The following is a 22,818-nucleotide window of genomic DNA, read 5'->3' on the forward strand; positions in this document are numbered from 1 at the left end:
CATGAGTGGCGATTAGCAATGTAGGTCGGATTAGCGGGGCAAAGCCCCGCGTCATCCGACAACATTGTTGACGTGTGCGGCAAAGAAATACGACAGTCGAAATTGCAATAATCTGTAAAGCTCATTGCCTTGAAGGCAGAGGGCCGTTCTTTATTGTATGATCGGCCTATGCATATCGTCCTTATTACCGGAATATCCGGCTCCGGCAAATCCGTCGCGCTCAATGTGCTGGAAGATACCGGCTACTACTGTGTCGACAACCTGCCGCCCGCCTTGCTGCCCAGCCTGGTGCAAACCCTGCTCGACGAAGGTGCCCCGCAGTTGGCCGTGGCCGTCGATGCGCGCAGCGCCGAATCGCTGGCCAACTTGCCGCACAATGTGGCGCTGCTGCGCGACCAGGGGCACGACGTGAAAGTCATGTTCCTGACGGCCACCACGCATGCGCTGGTGGCGCGTTTTTCGGAAACGCGGCGCAGCCATCCGCTGTCGCATGAATTGCGTCCGAACCAGAATCCCGCCAGCCGCCGCACCCTGATCGAGTGCATTTCGGAAGAGCGCGAACGCCTGTCGGCCATCGAACAGCTGGGCCATGTGATCGACACCTCGGAGCTGAGCGCCAACAAGCTGCGCAGCTGGATCAAGGATATCGTCGCCTCCGAGCGCGCACCGCTGACCCTGTTCTTCGAGTCCTTCGCCTTCAAGCTGGGCGTGCCGCTGGACGCCGATTTCGTGTTCGATGTGCGGGCCTTGCCGAACCCCTATTACGACCTGGCGCTGCGTCCGCTCGATGGCCGCGACGCGCCCGTGATCGCCTTCCTCGACGCACAGCCCAGCGCGCTGGAAATGCTGGCCGACATCCGCGCCTTCATCGAGAAATGGTTGCCTTCTTTCAAGTCCGACAACCGCAGCTACCTGACGGTGGCCCTGGGCTGCACGGGTGGCCAGCACCGCTCCGTGTACATGGCGGAACGGCTGACGCAGTATTTCAGCGCCCATGAGCGCGTCGTACTGCGCCACCGCGAACGCGCTTAATCCAGATAGCGTAGCGGATGCGCCTGCGCCGGCCAGACCGGCGCAAAGAAACGCGCCACCATGGCTGTGTCGACCTCGTCCAGGCTGGCAGGATTCCAGCGCGGCGCATTGTCCTTGTCGACCACCAGCGCGCGCACGCCTTCGAGCACTTCGCCATGTTCGAAATTGTGGCGCACCACCGTGCGCTCCATGCGCAGGCAGTCTGCCACGCCCAGGTGGGCGCCCCGCTGCAGCAATTCCAGAGTCACCGACATCATCAACGGCGAGCGCTGCCGCATGGCGGCCAGTGCCTTGGCGGCAAACGCACTGTCGTCCTGTGCCAGCGAGGACAGGATGGCGGCCACGCTGCCGGCGCTGAAATGGCGGTCCAGCGCCGCGCGCGCCGTGGCCAGCGGCGCCGTGCCCGCGTGCGACTGGAACGGTGCGGCCAGGGCCTTGATGGCCACCGGCAAGCCTTCGCCCGGCGTCTCGTCAAGCAGGGCCAGCAGCGCAGGCATCTGCGTTTCCGGCAAATACACATCGGCCAGGCCCGTGTACAAGGCATCGGCCGCACCGATGGTCAGGCCCGTCAAGCCCAGGTACAGGCCCAGCCGGCCGGCCAGGCGCGACAGGAAATAACTGCCGCCCACGTCCGGAAACAGGCCGATGTTCACCTCCGGCATGGCCATGCGCGTACGACCCGTCACGATGCGCAGCTGGTTGCCGGGGCCGGCTTGCGCCACGCCCATGCCGCCGCCCATCACCACGCCATCCATGACGGTGATATACGGTTTCGGGTAAAAATGAATTAGATGGTTTAAAGCATATTCTTCCGTAAAGAAGTCTTCCAGCAGCGCGCTGCCGCCCTGCGGCGTGGCCAGGCCCGCGTCATAAAAGAAACGGATGTCGCCGCCGGCGCACAGGGCTTTGTCGCTGCTCGAGCGGATGACGACGGCGTCGACCTGCGGATCGTCGCGCCAGGCCAGCAAGGCGGCGCTGAGGGCGCGCACCATCTCCAGCGAGAGGGAATTGAGGGCTTTCGGGCGGTCGAGCACGATATGCCCGGTGCGGTTGCGGATGGCAGTCTGGACGAAGTCGCTCATGGCAGGATGGAAAGAGGTGAAGATGGCGCATTCTAGCGCTTTCACCACGAACATTGCGTTCCCGTCCATCCCCGGCGAGGGCGACGGGCGCAAAAAAGGGCGCGGTAGGCGCGCCCTTAGTTGATCACAGCGGGTTGAGAATCGCAGGCCGCTTAGGCGGCGGCGAATTCCTCGTCCGAACTGTCTGGCAGATGCTTGATCGCCTCTTTACCGTGCCCTTGCACTTTGGTTTTGTACTTCATCACTTGCCGGTCCAGCTTGTCAATCAGGCTGTCAATCGCGGCATACAGGTCTTGCGCCAGGCTTTCCACATACACAGTTTTACCACTGAGCCGCAGGTTCACTTCGGCCTTTTGACGTTTTTCTTTCTCTTTGAGGTTGTCGACGGTCAGAATCACGGCAATATCGATGACTTGATCGAAATGACGTTTTACGCGCTCCAGTTTCGTTTGTACGTATTCACGGATGGCTGGTGTCACTTCGAGATGATGTCCGCTGATGGTGAGATTCATACACACTCCTAAAGATGATCGGGTTCGTGCGGTCCATCGTATCCGGCCCGCAGAGGAACCGAAAAAAACTTACAAACACTTACGCAGGCTCACTGGCGGAATTTTCAATGCTTCCCGGTATTTGGCAACAGTACGTCGCGCAATCACCATGCCTTGTTCCCCCAGCATGTCCGCAATCTTACTGTCGGATAAAGGATTTTTAGGGTCTTCTGCTCCTGTCAGTTGCACGATCAATGCCCGTATCGCCGTCGATGACGCTTCGCCCCCCGCTTCGGTGGCGACGTGGCTACCAAAGAAATATTTCAACTCGAACATGCCATGCGGGGTCAGCATGTACTTTTGAGTTGTTACCCGCGAGATAGTACTCTCGTGTAAACCCAGTGTATCAGCTATTTCACGGAGCACAAGGGGGCGCATGGCAACGGCCCCATGCGAGAAAAAGTTCTTTTGTCTTTCTACTATCGCCTGCGCCACGCGCAAGATGGTATCGAAGCGCTGGCGCATGTTTTTGATCAGCCACTTGGCTTCTTGCAGCTGCGCGCCCATGGCCCCTTCGCCCTTGCCTTGCTTCAATAAATTGGCATACATGGCGTTTACCCGCAGGCGCGGCATGACGTCATTGTTCAAGGTGACTTGCCAGCCATTGCGCGCGCGCTTGACGACGACGTCGGGCACCACGTAGTCGGAGACATCCGAGGCGAACACGGCACCCGGGTGCGGGTTGCACAGGCGAATTACCGTCTGCGCCTCGCGCAAATCTTCATCGTCGCAATCGAGGGCTTTTTTCAGCTTGTTGAAATCGCGCTGGGCAAACCAGGCCAGGTGCTTTTCCACGATGACGAGGGCCATGCGGCGCGTCACCATGGCGATCTGCGGCAAGCGCCTGATTTGCAGCGCCAGGCATTCGGACGCATTGCGCGCGCCCACGCCGGGCGGGTCGAAACTTTGCAGCAGGGACAAGGCCGTGCGCAGTTCGTCGGCGTCGATTTCCAGTTCTTCGGGCAGGCGCGCCAGGATGTCGTCAAGCGACTCTTCCAGGTAGCCATTGTCGTCGAGCGCGTCGATGATCAGCTCGACCAGCGCGCGGTCGCGCAACTCGAGCACCGTCACGCGCATCTGTTCCATCAGGTGTTCGCGCAGGGTGCAGTGGTGGGCTTCCAGTTGTGGACGCGCATCTTCGTCGTCGGGCGCCTTGCCGCGGCTCGCTTCGCTCCAGTCGCTGTCGGCGCCATCCATGGCGGCCGGCGCATCGCCGCCTTCGCCGTCGAACGTTTCCCCTTCAGCGGGCGCGGCTGGCGCTTCCTGGCTCGGTGGCTGCGGTGGCGCCTCGGCCGGTGCGGCCGTGGAACTGAGGGCCCCATCGGACAGCAGGCGCAACGAACGGTCGAGGGGATCGTCGAGGCGTTCGAGCAAGGGGTTGTCCGTCAGCAGTTGCTCTAATTCCTGGTGCAACTCCAGGGTAGACAATTGCAACAGGCGTATCGATTGCTGCAACTGAGGCGTCAGTGCCAAGTGCTGCGAAGTGCGCAGCTGCAATGATTGTTTCATTGGCTCACATACGGAAGTGTTCGCCCAGATAGACCCGGCGTACCGACTCGTTCGCGATGATGTCGTCGGGGCGTCCCGACGCCAGTACCGAGCCCTGGTTGATGATGTAGGCACGGTCGCAAATACCCAGCGTCTCGCGCACATTATGATCGGTGATCAGCACGCCAATATTGCGCTCCTTCAAGAAGCGCACGATACGCTGGATCTCGATCACGGCGATAGGATCGACGCCGGCGAACGGTTCGTCGAGCAGCACGAAACGGGGGTCGGTGGCCAGCGCGCGGGCGATTTCCACGCGGCGGCGCTCGCCGCCGGACAGGGACAGCGCCTGGTTTTCGCGCAACTTTTCAATTTGCAAGTCGGCCAGCAATTTATCCAGCCGCTCTTCGATCTCGGCCTTCTTCAAGGGACGCCCTTCGATGGTCTGGATTTCCAGCACGGCGCGGATATTGTCTTCCACCGTCAGCTTGCGGAAGACAGACGCTTCCTGCGGCAGATATGACAAGCCCATCTGCGCGCGGCGGTGGATCGGCAGGCTGGAAATGTCCACGCCGCTGATATCGATGCTGCCGCCATCGGACGGCACCAGGCCGACGATCATGTAGAACGAGGTGGTCTTGCCGGCGCCGTTCGGTCCCAGCAGGCCCACCACTTCGCCGCATTCGACTTGCAGCGAGACATCATGTACGACTTGGCGCTTGCCATAGGTTTTCTGCAGTCCGCGAACGATCAGGGTACTGCCGCAACGTGTATTTTCCATTATTTCTTTCCTGGCGCAGGCGTCGCCGGCGCTTTCTCCGCCGCCGGGGCCTTGGTCTTCGGCTGGATCACCATGCGCACGCTGCCGGCGCCCGGGGTGTTGGTGCCGTTGTCGGAATTTTCCATCGTAAAGACTTCCTTGCGGCTGTCATACGAGATGAAGGCGCCATTGGCCACGTCGGTCACTTTCGTGCCCTCCAGGCGTGTCAGCTTGGCCTTGGAAAACAGTTTCACCACTTCCGTCTTGTTGTCGTATTCGACGCGCTCCGCTTCGCCTTCCACCCACAGGTCGCCCGCGCCATCGCGCTTCTGACGGAAGGTGGCCAGCTTGCCGGGATCGGCCCAGAAGGTGATGAATTGGTAGCCTTGCGGATCTTCCGTGATCAGGGCGCGGCCCGCCTTCATGGTCAGGGTGCCTTTCACCAGCACGACGTCGCCCGTGAGGGTGCGCACTTGCTTGACATCATCAACCTGGCCACGCTGGGCGGTGATGACGGCTTCCTTCTCGGAATCGGCCTTTTCGGCATGCGCCGGGCCCATCACTGCCAGCGAGCAGACGGTGGACAACAGGGTCAACAGCAAGACGTTTTTCATATTATGGTTTCCTTGTTTCATTCTGTCATTGTGCCGCGGCGGCTGGCCGTGGCTTCGGCGGGAGTACGATGCGCAAGGCGTTCTGCACTTCCACCACGCCGGTGGCGTTATTGGCCTTCATGCCGACGCCGTTGATGCGCGAGGCGCCCGTCAGGATATCGACAGGCACATCCGTTTCCATCCGCTCTTCATCGGGAAACACCGTCAGCGCTTCCGTCTTCATGGTGAGGTTCTGCGCCTTCGGGCTGGCCGCCCGGTCGATGACGACCTTGCGGTGCAGCTGCAGGCGGGTATTGTCCTGGTCGATATGCGCCAGCTCCGCATTCATGTTCAGCGGCGGCATGCCCGGCGTGAGCTTGCGCACGAAAGGCTGGTCGATATCGGACGAATCGTCGGCAGGATAATGCGTGAGCTTGGTACCCGAGACGATATAGCTGGGCTTGCCCGTCAAGTCCATGCGCACCATGCTGAAATTGGTAATGAAATAATCGGGTTCATCCAGATGCTTGCTGGCCTCGATATCCTGGCCATTCTTGTTCATCACCTCGAGCAGCCAAAAGCTGCCCAGCGCGACGACAACCGCGCCCAGCATGGTAAATATGATGCGCCAACGGTGGGCGCCTCCTGGCTTTTGCATAGTGCTTCACTCTCTTCAATGATACTGGCGGCAAGGCAGGTGCCTCACTCCAGGAACGGCGCCATGACGCGCGCATAGTTGTCCTGGGCGCGCAGCAGGAATTCGCAGATCTCGCGCACCGCGCCGCGGCCGCCGCCGGCCTGCGTCACGTAATGCGCCAGATCCTGCGCTTCCGCACGCCCGCCCGGCACGCTGACGGCAAAGCCCACGCGGCGCAGGATGGGCGCATCGATGACATCGTCGCCGATATAGCCGCATTGCTCTTCCGTCAAGCCCGTCAGCGCCAGCAGTTCGCGGAACGGCGTCAGCTTGTCATGGCCGCCCTGGTGCACATGGGTAATGCCCAGGTCCTGCGCGCGACGCGCCGTGATGGGCGAACGGCGCGCGCTGATGATGGCCGTCTGCACGCCCGATTCCTGCAGCAGTTTGATGCCCAGGCCATCATACACATTAAACGTTTTCATCATTTCGCCGTCCGGGCCGAAATGCAGGCTGCCGTCGGTGAGCACGCCGTCGACATCAAAAATCATCAGTTTGACCTTGGCCGCGCGCGCCAGGTTGTCCGCCACGCTGTCCATCAGATCACCTTCGCTTGCGTCAGGTCATGGATATGCAGCGCACCGACCAGCTTGCCGTCGGCATCGACCACCAGCATCTGGTTGATGCGGTACTGCTCCATCACGGCCACGGCATCGACGGCCAGGCGTTCGGGCGCGATGCTGCGCGGCTGCGCATGCATGACGTCGCGGATCGCCACTTTCGTGAAATCCTGCACGCGCTCGAACATGCGGCGCAGGTCGCCATCCGTAAACACGCCCACGGGACGGTTGTCCGCATCGACGACGGCCGTCATGCCCATGCCCTTCTTCGTCATTTCTTCCAGCGCCTGCAGCAGCGACGCCTCGACGGGCACCTTCGGCACCTGCTCGCCGCTGCGCATGACGTCATGCACGTGGGTCAGCAGGCGGCGGCCCAGGGCGCCGCCCGGATGCGAGCGGGCAAAATCTTCTTCCTTGAAGCCGCGCAAGTCCAGCAAGGCGACGGCAATCGCGTCGCCCAGCGCCAGCGTGACGGTGGTGCTGGCCGTCGGCGCCAGGTTCAGCGGGCAGGCTTCTTTCTCAACGGAGATATCCAGATGCACGTCGGCCAACTGGGCCAGGCTGGAGTTCGGTTTGCCCGTCATGGCGATCAGCATGCCACCCATGCGCTTGACGACAGGCATGATGGCCATCAGTTCCGACGATTCGCCAGAGTACGATATGGCAATAAAGGCATCGTCCGAGGTGACCATGCCCAGGTCGCCATGGGCCGCTTCGGCCGGATGCACGAACAGGGCCGGCGTGCCGGTGGACGAGAGGGTGGCGGCAATCTTGCGCGCGATGTGGCCGGACTTGCCGATACCGGAAACGACGACACGTCCTTTACACTCCAGCAACATCGCCACGGCGCGGCCGACGCTGTCGTCCGTTTCCAGGCGCGCATGCAGCGCATTGATGGCGTCGGACTCGATCTGCAAGGTGGTGCGGGCCAGCGCGACAGCGCGCTCGCTTGTCGCTTTCATGTCAATTCGATCAAAAGCTTTCAGCATTGTTTTTTCATGGGTTACACTCATGCCCAAAGTATAAACGAATTAGGAAAGCAAAAAACTTGCCAGTCGCAACAAACAACGATTTCCACTGAGCTCCCCGGGCAACCCATGTTTTCCTCGCTTGAACTGACCCTGATGTTACTCGGCAGCGCCGTACTGGGCGTGGTCGCTTTCAGAATGTTGCATTTGCCGCCCATGCTGGGCTACCTGGCCGTCGGCATTGTCATCGGGCCCCATGCGCTGGGCCTGGCGGCGGAAAACGAAGCGAGCCATACCCTGGCCGAGTTCGGCGTCGTCTTCCTGATGTTTTCCATCGGACTGGAATTTTCTCTACCCAAATTCCTCGCCATGCGGCGCATCGTCTTCGGCCTCGGCATGGCGCAGGTGGTCACCACCATCGTCGCCACCATCGTCTTCGGCTGGTTCGTCGGGCGCTACCTGTCAGCCTACATCCACCTGAGCTGGCAGGCCGCGTTCGCCCTCGGCGGCGCGCTGGCCATGTCGTCGACGGCCATCGTCTCGAAAATGCTCACGGAGCGGCTGGAACTGGAAAGCGAACACGGCCGCAAGATCATCGGCATCCTGCTGTTCCAGGACCTGGCCGTGGTGCCCCTGCTGATCCTGATTCCCGCCCTCACCCGCGACTCCGACAACCTGGCCGAAACCCTGGCCTGGGCGGGCGGCAAGGCGCTGGTCGTGCTGATCCTGCTACTGTTCATCGGCCAGAAGCTGGTGCGCGGCTGGCTGACCATCGTCGCCAAGCGCCGCTCGCAGGAATTGTTCATGCTCAACCTGCTGCTGATCACCCTGGGCGCGGCATGGATCACGGAGCGGGCCGGCCTGTCGCTGGCCCTGGGGGCTTTCGTGGCGGGCATGCTCATTTCCGAGACGGAATTCAAGCACCAGGTGGAAGAAGACATCAAGCCGTTCCGCGACGTGCTGCTGGGCCTGTTCTTCATCACCGTCGGCATGCTGCTCAATATCCGCGTGGTGTTTGAAAACTGGTGGCTCGTCCTGCTGCTGCTGTGCGGCCCCGTCTTGCTGAAATTTGCCCTGATCGCCGGCCTGGCGCGGCTGTTCGGCTCCAGCAACGGCGTGGCCCTGCGCACGGGGCTGGGACTGGCGCAGGCAGGCGAATTCGGCTTTGTGCTGCTGAACCTGGCAGGCGGCATCAAGCTGATGGACCCGTTCGTCGTACAGGTGGTGCTGGCCTCGATGGTGCTGTCGATGCTGGTGGCGCCCTTCCTCATCGCCAAGTCCGACGCCATCGTCATGAAACTGGCGGCCAATGACTGGATGATGCAATCGCTGGCGCTGACGAAGATTGCCACGCGCACCATGGCCTCGCAAAAGCACGTGCTGATCGCCGGTTTCGGCCGCAGCGGGCAAAGCCTGGCCACCCTGCTGGCGGAAGAAAAGATCGAATACCACGCGCTGGACCTGGATCCGGAACGGGTGCAGGAAGCGCAGCTGGCCGGCGCGCACGTCTCCTACGGCGACGCGGGGCGGCGCGAAAGCCTGGTGGCGGCCGGTATCTACCGGGCCAGCGCCGTGGTGATCACCTATGCGAACACGCCGTCGGCGCTGCGCCTACTGCATTTGCTCAATGAGATGGCGCCGACTCTGCCCGTCATCGTGCGCAGCCATGACGACAGCGACCTCGACCTGCTGAAAAACGCGGGTGCGGCCGAAGTGGTACCGGAATTGATGGAAGGCAGCCTGATGCTCGCTTCGCACGCGCTGATCATGATGGGCGTGCCCCTGCGCCGCGTGGTGCACCGCGTGCAGGCGGCGCGCGAGGAACGCTACGCCTCGCTGCGCGGCTATTTCCACGGCGCCAGCGACGCCGGCGACGAGGCCGAGCTGGAACGCCTGCATACCGTCACCGTGGGCGAGGACGCGCATTGCGTGGGCCTGCCCCTGAGCACCCTCGACGTGGCAGGATGCGGCGCTTTTGTGACGGCCATCCGCCGCGGCCGGGGCCGCCTGGAAGTCACGCCAGAGACGCAGCTGGCCAGCGGCGACGTGGTGGTGCTGCGCGGCAGTGCCGATGCCGTGGCAAAAGCGGAAACCTTGCTTCTTAAATAATCACTGTGCCGCTGCCTGCCAGCTGACAACCTTGTTGCGCCCATCCGCCTTGGCCTGGTACAGGGCCTGGTCGGCATGCGCCACCAGTTGCTGCGCCACCGCTTCGATGGGCAGCAGCGCCGCGTCCGCTTCAAGGCTGGCCACGCCGATCGACACGCTGACCCACGCCTGCGCGCTGCCGGGCAAGTCGAACATGGTGCCGGCGATACTGGCGCGGATGCGTTCGGCCACGAACGTGGCGCTGGCCAGGTCGGCATCGATCAGCAGCACGACGAATTCCTCGCCGCCAAAGCGTCCCAGCGCATCGGAGCGGCGCAATTCCTTGCGGATGCGCATGGCCACTTCGCGCAGCACTTCATCGCCGCCCTGGTGTCCATGGGTGTCATTGACCAGCTTGAAATGGTCGATGTCGATATACATGCATGAAATGCAATAATTCTGGCGCCGCGCGCGGGCGATTTCTTCCAGCAAACGCCGGTCGATATAGCGCCGGTTGTAGACGCCCGTCAAGGAGTCGGTCAGGCCGATGTACTTGAGCATTTCATTGCTGATCACGTTTTCCAGGCAGATGGCGATGATGGACGCCATGTGCTTGATGAAATCCGTGCCCAGCACGGGCGTAAAGCGCGCGGCGTCGCTGCTGGCCAGATTCAGGCTGCCGATCAGGCGCTTGTTGCGCAGCAAGGGCACCAGGGCCACGCTGCGCAGGGGGCCGTGGATTTCCGGAAAGCGCGGGCCATGCACGGCAGCATCGAACGGCCCCAGCAGCGGCAGCGGCGGCAAGGACGCTTCGCCATCGGCCGCTGGCACTGGCGGCGCAAAGCCCAGCTGCGCCACTGCGTGCACGAACAGCAGCTGCGGGAAGGCGCTGAAGTCGACGCCCAGCTTTTCCATCACCAGCACGATATCGTCATCCTCGTCGAGCAGGCTCAGGGTGACGCCGTCGAGGTCGGAAATCACGGGCAAGGTGCGGAAGATGGTGCCGATCAATTCGGGAAAGGTGGACGCGCCGACAATTTCCAGGTCGAACGCCTGGTGGCGGCACATGATGTCGTGGTTGCGCTCGACCTGCTCGAGCAGGAAGGCCATGCGGGCGCGCAAGGCCTGGTTCTCGGCTTCGAGGCTGGCAATGCGCTGGGCCGGCGAGGCGGCATCGCTCTCCTGCTGGCCTGGCTCTGGCGGTATTGCTTGATTCATAGAAACTTAAACCCTTCTGTGCGGGCGCCGCGCTTAAAATGCCAGTTCGAAACCGATTTCCTGCCCCACCACGATACGCTCATCCCCACCGGCCGTGACGATGGCATTCATGCCAAAGCAGATGGCGCCATCGAGCTCGGGTTTGGCCCGGTAGCTTTGCATGACGTCGAGCGGGTCCGGTCCCGGCACGCCGGTGGCCTGGTCGACCGAGGGAATCGGGCAGCGCGAGCATGGCTTGACGGGTTTTAATGTGGTGGCGCCGAACTGCAGGAAGTCGGCGTAGTCTTCCTCGAAGGCGCCGATGTCGCCGATGACCAGGTTGGGACGGAAGCGGTTCATCGGCAGCGGCTCGCGGCCGGCGGCGCGTAGTTTCTCATTGACATCGTCGAGCGAGGCGCTGCCCGCGAGCAGCACCGGGTAGCCATCGGCAAACATGGTCCCGGCAGCAACGCCATCCGTCCAGGTGGTGCTGGTGGCGCGCACCACGTCCGGATGGAAACGCGCGAGCCGGCACGGCACGCCGATGGCCTGCGAAAACCAGGTGGCCGTGACGTCGTCGCAGTCATAGGCGCGCACGGTATCGTCCCACACTTGCACGTCGAGCATCGGCGCCAGCTGCGGATGGGGCAAGCCCAGTTCGATTTCCAGGCGCAACATGCCGGGCGCGCGCAGTTCCAGGGTGGTGGCCTTGATGCGCGGCACGATCAGCGCCATGCGCGGATATTCGCGCTGGGTCAGGAAGCGCCCCTGCGCATCGACCACCATCCACTCGCGGTCAAACACCTGTTCGCTCATCAGACCCGAATGCGTCAGGACCGCCTCGCGCAAGTGGATGCCGGCGCAGGATTTGATGGGGTACAAAATGATGTCGGACAGGATAGCCATGGGCCGGGGCAGTATCGCAGCTTCTGCCAGGAAATTATTCAGAAGCGAAGTATGGCAGCAAAGCGGGCAAGCGTAAATCCGCCAGGCCCAGCCCGTGTGGCTGGCCTGGCGCAACAAGCATCAATAAGTGTAGAAGATGCGCTGGATTTCTTGCGTGCTGTTGGTCTTGGTCAAGGCCAGCATCAGCAGGATGCGGGCTTTTTGCGGGTTCAAGGTGTCGGAGACAACACTATCGAGTTCATCGTCGTTGGCTTCGCCATTGCGCGCCACGATGCCCTGGCCGACGCGGCTCGAGCGCACGATCAGCACGCCTTTCTGGCGCGCTTCCACCAGGGCCGGCTTCATTTGCGCGGCCACGCTGCCATCGCCCACGCCCGCGTGGATGATGCCCTTGGCGCCGGCGGCAATGAAGGCGTCCATGCCGACCCGGTTCATATTCGCATAGCCGTACACGATGTCGACTTGCGGCAAGGCATCGAGCTTGCTGATGTCAAATTCCGATTCCAAGGTGTGCTTGCGCGTCGACTGGCGGTAAAAGAAAGCCTTGCTGCCCTGGATGTAGCCGAGCATGCCCAGTTCCGGCGACTTGAAGGTGTCGGTGGTCGAGGTGTTGGTTTTCGTCACTTCGCGCGCCGCGTTGATCTGGTCGTTCAAGGCCACCAGCACGCCCTTGCCCACGGCTTCCTTGCTGCCTGCCAGCATGACGGCGTTGTACAGGTTGATGGGGCCGTCGGCGGAAATGGCTGTCGATGGACGCATGGCGCCCACGACAACGACCGGTTTGTGGCTTTTCACGGTCAGGTTCAGGAAATATGCCGTCTCTTCGATGGTGTCCGTGCCGTGCGTAACGACCACGCCATCGACGTCGGGCAAGGCCAGCAGCACGTTGATGCGCTTGGCCAGGGTCAGCCAGTGGGTGTTGCCCATGCTTTCGCTGGCGATCTGGAACACTTGCTCGCCCGTCACGTTAGCCACTTTCTTGAGTTCCGGCACGGCGGCGATCAGCCGCTCGACGCCCACGGTGGCCGAGGTGTAGCCCACGGTGGTAGTGCTGTCGGCGCCGCTGCCGGCGATGGTGCCGCCCGTGGCCAGGATCACCACGTTCGGCAATTTGACGGCCGCTTGCTGCGCGCGCGCGGGAGCGGTGGCGATAAAGCCCGTCAGCACGGTGGCCAGCATCAGCTGTACACAAGAATGGAATTGGCGTGAAAACATGGTGCTCCTGTTTGGTGATAGGGCAAAGATAACAAAGTCGTGTGCAAATTATATGTCATCCATGCCCAGGATTTCCCCAATTCATGCGTATCGCGCAAACGTGCGCGCCCGTCCGTGCGCTACAGTGGCGCCATCTCCACACTCCTGCCCCTGACCATGCGGCCTGGCTTCGTTTTCACGCTTGTATCGATATTGCTCACTGCCTGCGGTACGCAGGTGGAACTGCGCACGGCGGCGCAGCAGGAGCAGTTCGGCCGCGAATCGGCCAGCCAGGGCGACTGGGCGCAAGCCATGCGCGCCTACGCCGACGCTGCGCAAAATGCCGAGCTGGGCCATGGAGACGCCGCCTGGCAAGCCCGTTTGCACCACGCGGCGGGACGCGCCGCCAGCGCCGCTTGCCGCTACGAGGCGGCAGCATTCCATTTCCGTAGCGCCATCGCGCTGGCAAAGCAGGGCCGGCAATCGAGCGCCCTCAGCTACAAGGCGCTGATCGACCTGTACCAGCGCCAGGGCAAGACGGCCGAAGCGCTGGCCGTGCGCAATGAACCGGGCTGGCACGGGTCGCGGGCGCTGGGCGCGTTCGCCGATATCGAGTCGTTGCCGGTGGGCAAGCCTTGCGGCCCGCAACCTTAGCTACTGTCCTTAGCCACTTTCCTTCGCCACTGTCATGGGAGTTCGCCGATGCGCATCGCACGCACACTGTTGGCAGCACCTGTTTTCCTCGCCTGCATGGCGCCCGCGTGGGGTGCCGCGCCAGCCTTGCCCGCTTTGCCATTGTGGGAGGCGGGTGTCTTCGGCGGCACGGCCGTCACCCCTGCCTATCCGGGCGCCAGCGAGCGCTCGACGCGCACCTTGGCCCTGCCCTTCCTGATTTATCGCGGCGACGTGCTGCGCGCCGACCGCTCCGGCGTGGGCGCGCGCCTGCTCAATACGGACCGTCTTGATGGCGACATCGGTTTCGCCCTGTCCCTGCCGGCCCGCTCCAGCGACGTGCCAGCCCGGCGCGGCATGCCGGACCTGGGCACCCTGGTGGAATTTGGCCCGCGCCTGAAAATCAAGCTGGCCGAACCGACGCCGCAGGGCCGCCTGAGCCTGGAACTGCCCTTGCGCGCCGTCATCGAAGCGCGCGGCGGTCTGCGGCGCCAGGGCGCCACGTTCGAGCCGCGCCTGATCTACCGCCTGAACGATGCAGGCCAGGCATGGCATGTGGACGCCAGCCTGGGCGCCGTGCTGGGCAATGCTTCCATCAACGATTACTTTTATGGTGTGGCCCCCGCCTTTGCCACCGATCAACGCCCGGCGTATGCGGCAAAAAGCGGACTGATGCTTACCCGCCTGGGCCTCGGCGGTGCATACTTGCTGCACCCGGACTGGCGCGCCTTTGCCTTCCTGCGCTACGACAACTACACAGGCTCCGCCAACCGTGCCAGCCCCCTGCTACGCCAGAACAGCGGCACCTCGGCCGGCATCGGGCTGCTGTGGACGTGGCGCCGCTCCAGCCTGCCGGCGCGGGGGACGGACGAGTAGCGGCAAGCTGGCTTAAAACGCCGTCGTGGCCGACAGCATGACGGTGCGCGGCGCGCCCAGGCCCAGACTGGTCCATTGCGGCAGCGCCCAATACGCCTTGTTGCCGACGTTCGTCACGCTGGCGCGCACAGTCAGCGGCCGGCCCGCCACACTGGTGGCATAGCGGGCGCCCAGGTCAAACACGGTGCGGCCCGGTACGGACAGCGAGTTCTCGGCATTGATATATTGCTTCGATGCCGCCGTCGCATTCGCCGTCAGGGTCACGCCGGGGATGGCGGGCGTATCCCACTCCACGCCCAGCTTGGCTTGCAGCTTGGGCACGCCCGTTGCCTGCCTGCCCTGGTTCATGCCGCCCACCGTCTTGCTCAATACCGGATCGACATAGGCCACGCCGCCCATCAGGCGCACGTCGCGCAAGGGGGAACCAAAGAAGCCCCAGTCGACGCCACGGTTGCGCTGCTCGCCGCCAAAGGAAAAGACATTGCTGAGCGGATCGACATAGCTGCTGGGGCGCTTGATTTCATATACGCTAAGCGTATGCGCGAACTCGCCCAGGTCGACCTTGACGCCAAGCTCGGCCTGCTTCGACTTGTAGGGCGCGAAGACCTCGCCCGCATTGGCCGCCGTCAACGGCGCCGTGGCACCCTGGCTCAAGCCTTCGATGTAATTGCCGTACAGCGAGATAGTCTTGCTGGCCTTGACCAGCAGGGCGACGGCCGGCGTGGTGGCGCTTTCGTCGTAGCGCGAGGTCCGCGCCCCCGTCCTGATGTTGAAGCTGTCGCTGAGCACTTCCTGGCGGCGCCAGCCCACCGTCAGCTGCACGGTGTCTTGCGCAAAGGACAGCGTGTCGACCAGGCCAACGCTGGCCAGGCGCAGTTCCGCCTTGGAAATTTGCGGCGCCTCGAAGCGCGTCGCCGGACTCCAGACGGGGTGATAGATATTCGTGATCCAGTCTTTCGCCAGGGTATTGCGGCATCCGTACTGCTTGTCCGTGTGGTGGTAATACGTGGCGTTCACGGCCCATTGATGGCCGATCGCCCCCGTGCGCAGCTTGCCGCGCAAGCCCAGCTCCGCCGACTGCTTTTCCACGTCGAAGCCCAGGTCGGCCACGTTGGTGCGGTAGTCGCCGGCCGTGTTGAATACCTGGATCAGATAGGCGCCCGTCGACTGGTAGTCAGCCTGGCTGGCGCCGACGGCGGCGTAGGCCATCACTTGTTCGTTCACGTCCAGTTCGCCGCGCAGCATGGCGCCCTTGTCCTTGGTATCGTAGAACGCCCAACTGGGATTGAGCAGGGTTTGCGCTTTCGGCGGACGCGGCACGGGCAAGCCGGGGGCCAGGTTGACGCCCCGGTTCAAGCCATCCGTGCGGTCCTCGCTGTGATACAGGTCGGCGGACAGGCGCGCGCCATTAGGGCTAACTCGGCGGTGCTCACGATACCCTTCCTGTCGTCGACGGCCGGCAAGAAGCGGCACATACATATAAATGAGAATTATTCTCATTATATCGCAAAAAACAGGACAGCCGCAACCGTCCTGCTTGCTCGCTTGGCCATGCAGGCAATAAAAAACCCTGCAAATCAATGACTTGCAGGGTTCGTGGCGATTCCGTAGTGGAGCGGGTCGGAGTTAGACGTTGAACAGGAAGTTATAGCATATGTCATTGATTATATTGCATAATATACATAACACCCCCTTTTGTACTCACCAGCATACCCACTTTTGCCAAGGCTGCACAACTACATCTGACTAGCCGCAGTCTACCACGAGCGCTACCTGATAAGAATTGCAAATATTACACTCCACTCAGCAGGAAACCATCAAAGATGCATTTTCACAACAACAAAACTATTGTTTTGAAGGCTCAATACGTATACTATGAACTCACATTAACTGCGTTTGGAGAAAAATCATGGAACTTGGACAGGCTTTTTCGATGCGACATGTGGGCGCGATTACTGGCGCATCCGTGATTGAGCGTCCATCTCAGAACGGCAGCGTATGGATAGTTGAGTTTCAGCTCGCAGCGCCGCTTCCGTCCCATTTTTCTAACTTGCTTGAAGTAGCGCGCGGCGGACCAAAAATCTTCAAAACTGTTCAGGCGGCATTGAACGATGTTAAAAGCATCGGTGTGACCAGTCCGACAGTTCAGTTCACCACTTCTGATTCTTTCCGAGCCAACCGCTTCCAATGGCTATACGAGTGGATTAGAGGGTTACCACAACAAGGCTTTGATGAAGATAGAATTCTCCAAGCCTTCTCGACCAACCCTAGCATCAATCTTGATCTTAATGACGCAGCGGCAGTAAAGTTGGGACGTATCATCATTCAACATGCTTTAGGCAAAACTGATGGTAAAGAGCTGGAGGCATACTTGCCACCAGTGGAAGTACTCGACGTAAAATTCCTAAAACCGACTGATGATGGCTATCTGTGCCAAGCGTTCTGTGCTGACAGCGAAGAAAACTTCGTTTTTCTAGTGAGTTTGGACGTAACGGAAAAGAAACTGAAGTATGTCTTGGCGGATCGAAAAGCTGCACTGTGCAAGTTTGCTTTATTTGCTGCGCACCAACGACATCCACAAGGCTACACAGACCCTGACGACCCTCACCCAATGATAAACGGAGTGTGGCATCCACCAGCGGCCAAATTCAGGCTGACGTTGATCGATATAGAATGCATCAGGACCTTGCCTGTTGGAGCCACAGATATTGCCAATAAGCAAATTGTCAAACACGCTTAACATTGACCGTTAGATGAACTACAAACTAAGTCAATTAAGCCATGTGGTTGACATATGACTCGCTATTTCACTTGCAATGACTGCCGCCCTGGAGGGGCGTCATGAGGCCTCAAGTGATCCCCTAAACGGGGATCAGGCCGCTAAAGCGAAGGACCGGCCCGCTAGCGCGCTTTCTTTATATGAGCAAATTTTCACGACGGGTCTACAGCTGACAAGCCCCTAGCATTTAGCAGTAGCGAACGAGACTCAAGGAAGCCTCCGGCGGGTTAATTTTCCATAAACTGCCTCCATCCGATAGAGACAAGCATTCGGATACTTTACAGATAATGTCTGCCGAACCATCTCTTCAGTTTCCTGCGTTGCACGCACACCTATGGTTACGGACTCCAGTTCTTCAGGGTAAAAAAGAAGGTCGCTGTACTGCGCACTCCCTTCGTCCGAACGATAGGCAATTGCACGCCACTCACATTCTGCCGCCCACTGCTGTTCTTTTGTGTAGCAAACTGCCTGAATCGTTCTTTGCACTAGCCCAGGTTGCTCTTCGTACATCAAAAAATCTAAGCCCGATCCTACTACTGGCCGGTCTTTTGAATAGGCCACCGGCTTTGCTTCAAGAAGTGGCGTTGACCTCTCTTCAAGATGCCTGAAGCCCAATACACAGCCAGAATTTGCATCTGCATAGTACGCCCACATTACCGCATTATCGAACAGTGTTGAGAGGCATAAAATTCTTACTTTCTTCGAATTCCGCATCTCAAAGTAACCTCTTAGCGTGGACTCGACCTGATCGTCTGCGCCTGGATTATTCAATGAAAATCGCGCTATCAACTCCTCGCGTGCCATCCCGTCAGCAACAAGCTTCCTAGCCAAGGTCAGCAGCATTTTCACATTGGGTTTTAATGACTCCTCCCTTGTCGCTTTGCCATCAAATACTATGGCGGCTATTTCCCTTGAGAGTAATCCATAGGCGTCATTCATTGATGGATCAAAACACGGCATCCTCTGAAACTCCCCAATGTCATTGAATATTAGCGGGCTTGACCAACGTAACTTCGAGTTTTCCAGAATGAGACCAGCAGTACTTGCAGTTGTATATTTGTAAAATATTGAAGGGTGGCTCATAGATTTATTTTATAATTTTACAAATTGGAAAAATTGTCAACACAAGGGAATTTTATGCGAATTTGGATTAAGCGTATTGGTGTACTTACCATCACTAGCATAGCGGTAAACTTTCCTGCAGCATTATTCGTACAGTATCAGACTGATGGCCCAGCTTGGTACCTAATCTTGTCGGCCATCCTTATGGCAGGTGGGATGGGGATGTTTGCACTTGCTTTCGGCGCTGTTACTTTGCTTGCTGGGCGAGGCCGCACAGATGGTGGATTAAAAGCAGCTTTAGGCGCTGTCTCGATTGTCGGAATCCTTTCTGCGTATTCAGTTATCGCTGCTGCAATACGAAATTCTTAGTCAAATCACCTCGTTCAAGCCGCTTGCAAACTAGCGCGCAATGCCTACATTCAGGCAGTTGGAGGCGGACGAGCAGCCCAGCGTCCCTCAATCCATGCCTCCCAATCCCAAACGTACGCCAACGCTTCCTCGCCTTCCAGCACCGGACACGCTGAACCACGTAGCGCCTTCGTAAAGTGGTCGCGCCAAGGATCAGGAATATCCTGAATCCGAATAAAGTATCGTCGTCCAGCATTCATATAAACTGGTACGATATGAGCTAACTCTTGTAAATTCATCCTCAAACGCTCCTGGCTTTACGTCACTATTCGATGGAAATCGCGGCTCCTACCAAGCGATCTATTGTTAGGTCCTAAGAGGCAGTTTGCGGTATATTCTCGTCGATGAAACGGCGCAGGATATTCAACGCTCCATCGACTAGCGGCACCGAGGAATTTTCACGCATAAACACTCAGATCGCTAGAGCCGCTCGGGTTTGCCCCTGAAGGGCAGCTCGACTTCAGCGCCAACATCCAAGAATATAATCATGCGCGCGCCTCAAGTCGGCGCAACTCAAATTTCAAGGCGACCTGCTGGCCTGACATCAAAACATGCTCTCCTTTGCGCCAATCGCCGCAAGAGACATCGTCAGAGGCAACCCCAGCGGCGTGTAGCTCATGAGCCAAGTCAAGCAAATCGAAGCGCTCGATCCAACGCCCATCTTCCATCTTGGCGACGAAACCGGCATCAGTCAGGCGAACATCTGTTTTCATTATTTTTCCTTTGATCATTGGTACGGGGCAACGATTTTCCATCGCCTTGGTCGCGTCGGTGTCAGTGCCGACAGCTAGGTACTAGCGACTTTTCACGGTAAATTCTCGTTAAAAAAACCGGTCAAGGCCTTCAAAGTTTCCTGACGAACGAAGCCCAAAATATGTACGCATAAACACTCAGAAGTCGAGTGCGAGTCGTGATTGAGCCGAGTTGCCATCCTCACTTAGTTGAGCCATTACCCCGCTCAACCATCCTATGATAATCCCAGAATCGCAACAACCAACGGGGATGAAACGTTCGTTCATCAGCCTGTTGCAGCTGTTGCAAATAGCAATACAATTTACCCTAGTCCTCTAAGACCTTTGCAGATACCACGAGCACTAGATCGGTCTGAGTCTTGCTGTCCGACCCAGCGGACCAGGATGCAGGCAGGAAACTCAACCCGGATTTCGATTCCGACGACTGGGTATCCTGCAATCCGCCCAGCAGCATTACGTCACCATCTTTAAGACCTACAGTGGTGGTCAACTGGCGCAGGATGAGTGTCGGGGCCCCTATAAGCCCGCTACTATTTGCTTTAAAGCTACTGATCTGCGCATCCACGTCTAGGCTAATCTCTCCGCTCCCCAATACGCGAGGCAAGGCGTCAATGATGACCCCGGACGGCGTATACACAATGTTTTGAACCCGATTGCCTGCATTGTCGTTGCCACTACTGGAAACAGTGGCCGTTTTGTCACCCACCGTCAATTTAAGCTTGGTCCTGTCATAGCCAACAAGACGGCTGTTCGTAACCTGTTTGAAACGGGTATCGCTGTTCAGCGCATCGATGACCAGCTCAAAGCGTGTGTTCTTCAGACTGATGACCGAACCCGAATTAGTTGTACCGAGCGAAGCTCCCAGCTTAGCCCCCAGAAAGGAAGCCGCCAATGAAATGCCACGGCCAGAGCCGCTGCTGTTAGTGACTTCAATCCACGATGCCGAGACGTCGACCATCTTCGCGTGCGTGTCAAGACTGCGGCACAACGAAAGCATCTTGGAAACAGCTGCTTTTGAGCCAGTAAGCACCACCAATTCGCCAGCGACGATGGCCGCCTTAGCACCGAAACCAGCGGCGACAACTGCGCTCACAAATTCGCTGGTCCGGTGAGTGGGAGCAAAAAGTTCCGATTCTTCGTCTTCTTTCCGCGTTTGAAAACCTGCGGCATCTTGCACCACGTGACCATCGATGCCAATGGGCGCGATTTGCGGGCCAGTGAAGCTCAATGCCTGACTAGCCGAGTGCGCAGGTAGCGGCTGGCTCGCAATGACATCCTGAGGGCCGCTCTCACGGCTCAGCGACAGGTAGTAGATACCGCCCTTGAGCGTCGTCACAATTCCTTCGCGCAGGAGCAGGTCTTCAACGAAGCGTGGCAACTCGGCGGCGTCGATGTTCTTTACTTTGATCGTAATTCGTTTGTCGATTCCGATAACGTCGGGGGATACCACGAAGTCCCTGTGCATGATCGCCTTAAACATAGCTTCGCCGAACGCCATCAGCGGCGTGGCATCGAAGCTCAATGAAACCGGAGCAGGAGCAGGTGCGGCAAACGCCAAGACCGGGGCGAGGATCAGGGCAGAAAGGAAGCGTCTCATTGCGCACCTCCTCTGACCCACAGACCTGTCTCGATTTCGGCCTCCCAACCGCTGACACCAGACTTGAAGCGCAGCGGCGATATAACACGGCCATCGGAAAGAACCACGCTCACCGAACCGGAGTTGGTGAGAAACCCTTTGCCGGTAACGGTCTCGGAGAACTTGACCGGCTTGGCAGCATCGACCACGGCGGAAGTGGGGGTGAAAAACATCGGTCCAAGTACATGGGAACCTCCCCCCCCGAGTACGAGGCCAAACATTAGAGCGATTGCGAGAAACTTGGTCATGTGCTTGTGCGGTGGTTTGGGAGGGATCGGGCGGTCTGCGAGCAGTTCATAGTCCTGAGGGATACGTACAGGGCCAACGAAGCCAGGACGGATGCCAGTACGGGACTGTAAGTGCCAGCTAGGCAGCAAGCAGTGGATAGCGTGCGGATAGCTGTCCGAGAACACTTGTGTGGTGTTATAGGCGCGGTTCAGGTCATCGCCTCGGAAGTGCCAGCGGTCGGCGACGATGCCTTCCGGAGAGCAGCCAAGACGCACCACGCCGATATGCATGCGGGGCAGTGAGCCATCGCTGAAGCCAGCCGTGACCAGCTTGAAGGCGGCTGAAACAAACGGCACTTTCATCCGGTCGAGGCGGCTCATGCGCACCACGTACTCGAACAGGCTGTCGCGCAACTGCTTGTCAATCTGGCTGATGTTCTGGCAGATGAAGTACACGTCCCATCCGTACTTACGTGCATGGATCGCCCATTCCAGCAGCTCCTTACGTCCGCCAGCTTGGAAGTCCCGGGTATTCAACCAAGACGCGCATTCGTCGAGGAACAGCGCTCCGTTGTGCGACTCATCGAAACCGGGGAGAAGCTGCGGCGCGGGCGGCGTGTACTCAAACCCCTTGGAAGTGTATTTGAGCACAGGCTCGAAGTCGATGAAGCGGTTGCCTGAGCCGATGGCGTACAGGTCCGCCGACGTGGGTTTGTCCGGCACACGAATAACAGTTTGCTTCGACTGCCCCGGCATCATATGTTCCATGAACACGTCACAGTTTGTCGCAACGCGCTTGCCAGCGCGCAGGTAGTCGCGCAACAACTTCATCGCGCCCTTGCCCTTGCCGCTTCCGAGCTTTCCGGTGATTGCGTAGACGGCCATGTCACGGTCTCCAATAGCGCTTAGACGAGAACAAGCCGAAAACAAAACCAATAACAAAGCCGCTCAAAAAAAATATGAGAAATGTCATGATTAAACCAATTTATCCAAAGTGCGTTTCTTGTAGATGTAGAGCTGGCATGCCGTGTAGACGGACATGTAGCAACTCGCCAGCCCGTAAGTGGTCGGATTGAACCCAAGCGATAGGCCTACGGCAAACGAAGGATGCGACGTGCTGATCGCCTGAATAGCGGGACCGCACACGTACTGCGCACAGCCCTGTCCTGCGGCCCACAGAACGCTGACCATAAGCGCGAGAGTGGTGACGGCCCACACCTTCATGCCGATGTTGGATGTAGCGTTAAAGCCGATAAACGCTAAAATTGACTGGAACATGGGACTTCCTTT

The 22,818-nt window shown here is 59.5% G+C and carries 21 protein-coding genes and 1 pseudogene; 5 read left to right on the forward strand and 17 right to left on the reverse strand.

Annotation, left to right across the window (positions count from 1 at the left end):
- Positions 1–168 precede the first annotated feature (168 nt).
- Positions 169–1,032 (forward strand): RNase adapter RapZ, encoded by an 864-nt coding sequence (rapZ, locus tag ACQ4WR_RS21495; protein ID WP_102294521.1) that lies wholly within the window; start codon positions 169–171, stop codon positions 1,030–1,032.
- Here the strand turns inward: rapZ and ACQ4WR_RS21500 are convergent.
- The 8 genes from ACQ4WR_RS21500 to ACQ4WR_RS21535 form a co-directional block, all read right to left on the reverse strand.
- On the reverse strand, positions 1,029–2,114 hold the full coding sequence (locus tag ACQ4WR_RS21500) for an enoyl-CoA hydratase/isomerase family protein (RefSeq protein ID WP_436489822.1): 1,086 nt from the start codon (positions 2,112–2,114) through the stop codon (positions 1,029–1,031). The genes rapZ and ACQ4WR_RS21500 overlap by 4 nt on opposite strands.
- 152 nt (positions 2,115–2,266) lie before the next feature.
- Positions 2,267–2,626: a ribosome hibernation-promoting factor, HPF/YfiA family gene (gene hpf, locus ACQ4WR_RS21505; protein ID WP_102294519.1), complete on the reverse strand. Its 360-nt coding sequence runs from the start codon at positions 2,624–2,626 to the stop codon at positions 2,267–2,269.
- 69 nt (positions 2,627–2,695) lie between these two features.
- Positions 2,696–4,174, reverse strand: coding sequence for an RNA polymerase factor sigma-54 (locus ACQ4WR_RS21510; RefSeq protein WP_102294517.1), 1,479 nt, complete (start codon positions 4,172–4,174; stop codon positions 2,696–2,698).
- A gap of 4 nt (positions 4,175–4,178) precedes the next feature.
- On the reverse strand, positions 4,179–4,934 hold the full coding sequence (gene lptB, locus ACQ4WR_RS21515; protein ID WP_102294515.1) for an LPS export ABC transporter ATP-binding protein: 756 nt from the start codon (positions 4,932–4,934) through the stop codon (positions 4,179–4,181).
- A complete protein-coding gene (gene lptA / locus ACQ4WR_RS21520) occupies positions 4,934–5,527 on the reverse strand; it encodes a lipopolysaccharide transport periplasmic protein LptA (RefSeq protein WP_102294514.1) in 594 nt (197 codons plus the stop codon). Before lptA ends, lptB begins: the two co-directional genes overlap by 1 nt.
- Positions 5,528–5,552: 25 nt before the next feature.
- The gene (gene lptC, locus ACQ4WR_RS21525) at positions 5,553–6,119 is read right to left on the reverse strand and encodes an LPS export ABC transporter periplasmic protein LptC (protein ID WP_436489825.1); all 567 of its coding nucleotides are present in this window, start codon (positions 6,117–6,119) and stop codon (positions 5,553–5,555) included.
- Between the two features lie 89 nt (positions 6,120–6,208).
- Complete coding sequence (locus ACQ4WR_RS21530) at positions 6,209–6,742, reverse strand: KdsC family phosphatase (protein WP_102294512.1); 534 nt, start codon at positions 6,740–6,742, stop codon at positions 6,209–6,211.
- Complete coding sequence (locus ACQ4WR_RS21535) at positions 6,742–7,752, reverse strand: KpsF/GutQ family sugar-phosphate isomerase (protein ID WP_436489828.1); 1,011 nt, start codon at positions 7,750–7,752, stop codon at positions 6,742–6,744. The genes ACQ4WR_RS21530 and ACQ4WR_RS21535 overlap by 1 nt, the downstream gene beginning before the upstream one ends.
- 108 nt (positions 7,753–7,860) lie before the next feature.
- On the opposite strand from ACQ4WR_RS21535, the gene ACQ4WR_RS21540 reads away from it, so the two are divergent.
- The gene (locus ACQ4WR_RS21540) at positions 7,861–9,840 is read left to right on the forward strand and encodes a cation:proton antiporter domain-containing protein (protein ID WP_436489830.1); all 1,980 of its coding nucleotides are present in this window, start codon (positions 7,861–7,863) and stop codon (positions 9,838–9,840) included.
- On the opposite strand, the gene ACQ4WR_RS21545 is transcribed toward ACQ4WR_RS21540, so the two are convergent.
- From ACQ4WR_RS21545 to ACQ4WR_RS21555, 3 genes are all read right to left on the reverse strand, one after another.
- On the reverse strand, positions 9,841–11,037 hold the full coding sequence (locus ACQ4WR_RS21545; protein ID WP_436489832.1) for a GGDEF domain-containing protein: 1,197 nt from the start codon (positions 11,035–11,037) through the stop codon (positions 9,841–9,843).
- 33 nt (positions 11,038–11,070) lie between these two features.
- Positions 11,071–11,922 (reverse strand): MOSC domain-containing protein, encoded by an 852-nt coding sequence (locus tag ACQ4WR_RS21550; RefSeq protein WP_436489833.1) that lies wholly within the window; start codon positions 11,920–11,922, stop codon positions 11,071–11,073.
- 120 nt (positions 11,923–12,042) lie between these two features.
- Positions 12,043–13,101, reverse strand: a complete 1,059-nt coding sequence (locus tag ACQ4WR_RS21555) for a type II asparaginase (protein WP_436489927.1) — start codon at positions 13,099–13,101, stop codon at positions 12,043–12,045.
- A 228-nt stretch (positions 13,102–13,329) separates the two neighbouring features.
- Between ACQ4WR_RS21555 and ACQ4WR_RS21560 the strand changes: the two genes are divergently transcribed.
- Both ACQ4WR_RS21560 and ACQ4WR_RS21565 read left to right on the forward strand, forming a co-directional pair.
- Positions 13,330–13,770, forward strand: coding sequence for a hypothetical protein (locus ACQ4WR_RS21560; protein ID WP_436489835.1), 441 nt, complete (start codon positions 13,330–13,332; stop codon positions 13,768–13,770).
- A gap of 48 nt (positions 13,771–13,818) precedes the next feature.
- On the forward strand, positions 13,819–14,664 hold the full coding sequence (locus ACQ4WR_RS21565) for a MipA/OmpV family protein (protein ID WP_436489837.1): 846 nt from the start codon (positions 13,819–13,821) through the stop codon (positions 14,662–14,664).
- Positions 14,665–14,676: 12 nt separating this feature from the next.
- On the opposite strand, the pseudogene ACQ4WR_RS21570 reads toward ACQ4WR_RS21565, so the two are convergent.
- Positions 14,677–16,068, reverse strand: a pseudogene (locus tag ACQ4WR_RS21570) (TonB-dependent receptor); the annotation flags it as partial.
- A 505-nt stretch (positions 16,069–16,573) separates the two neighbouring features.
- On the opposite strand from ACQ4WR_RS21570, the gene ACQ4WR_RS21575 reads away from it, so the two are divergent.
- Positions 16,574–17,404, forward strand: coding sequence for a hypothetical protein (locus ACQ4WR_RS21575; RefSeq protein WP_436489839.1), 831 nt, complete (start codon positions 16,574–16,576; stop codon positions 17,402–17,404).
- Between the two features lie 246 nt (positions 17,405–17,650).
- Here ACQ4WR_RS21575 and ACQ4WR_RS21580 read toward each other — a convergent pair whose 3' ends face one another.
- The 5 genes from ACQ4WR_RS21580 to ACQ4WR_RS21600 all read right to left on the reverse strand — a co-directional run bounded on the left by ACQ4WR_RS21580 (position 17,651) and on the right by ACQ4WR_RS21600 (position 22,806).
- A complete protein-coding gene (locus tag ACQ4WR_RS21580) occupies positions 17,651–18,526 on the reverse strand; it encodes a hypothetical protein (RefSeq protein ID WP_436489841.1) in 876 nt (291 codons plus the stop codon).
- Positions 18,527–19,398: 872 nt separating this feature from the next.
- Positions 19,399–19,626, reverse strand: coding sequence for a hypothetical protein (locus ACQ4WR_RS21585; protein ID WP_436489843.1), 228 nt, complete (start codon positions 19,624–19,626; stop codon positions 19,399–19,401).
- A 346-nt stretch (positions 19,627–19,972) separates the two neighbouring features.
- A complete protein-coding gene (locus ACQ4WR_RS21590) occupies positions 19,973–21,262 on the reverse strand; it encodes a type II secretion system protein GspD (RefSeq protein WP_436489845.1) in 1,290 nt (429 codons plus the stop codon).
- On the reverse strand, positions 21,259–22,413 hold the full coding sequence (locus ACQ4WR_RS21595) for a zonular occludens toxin domain-containing protein (RefSeq protein WP_436489847.1): 1,155 nt from the start codon (positions 22,411–22,413) through the stop codon (positions 21,259–21,261). The genes ACQ4WR_RS21590 and ACQ4WR_RS21595 overlap by 4 nt, the downstream gene beginning before the upstream one ends.
- A gap of 90 nt (positions 22,414–22,503) precedes the next feature.
- Entirely contained in the window at positions 22,504–22,806 is a 303-nt protein-coding gene (locus ACQ4WR_RS21600) for a hypothetical protein (protein ID WP_219887447.1), read from the reverse strand.
- Positions 22,807–22,818: the final 12 nt, after the last annotated feature.

Source organism: Janthinobacterium amylolyticum, assembly GCF_051380655.1.
GTDB lineage: Bacteria > Pseudomonadota > Gammaproteobacteria > Burkholderiales > Burkholderiaceae_D > Janthinobacterium.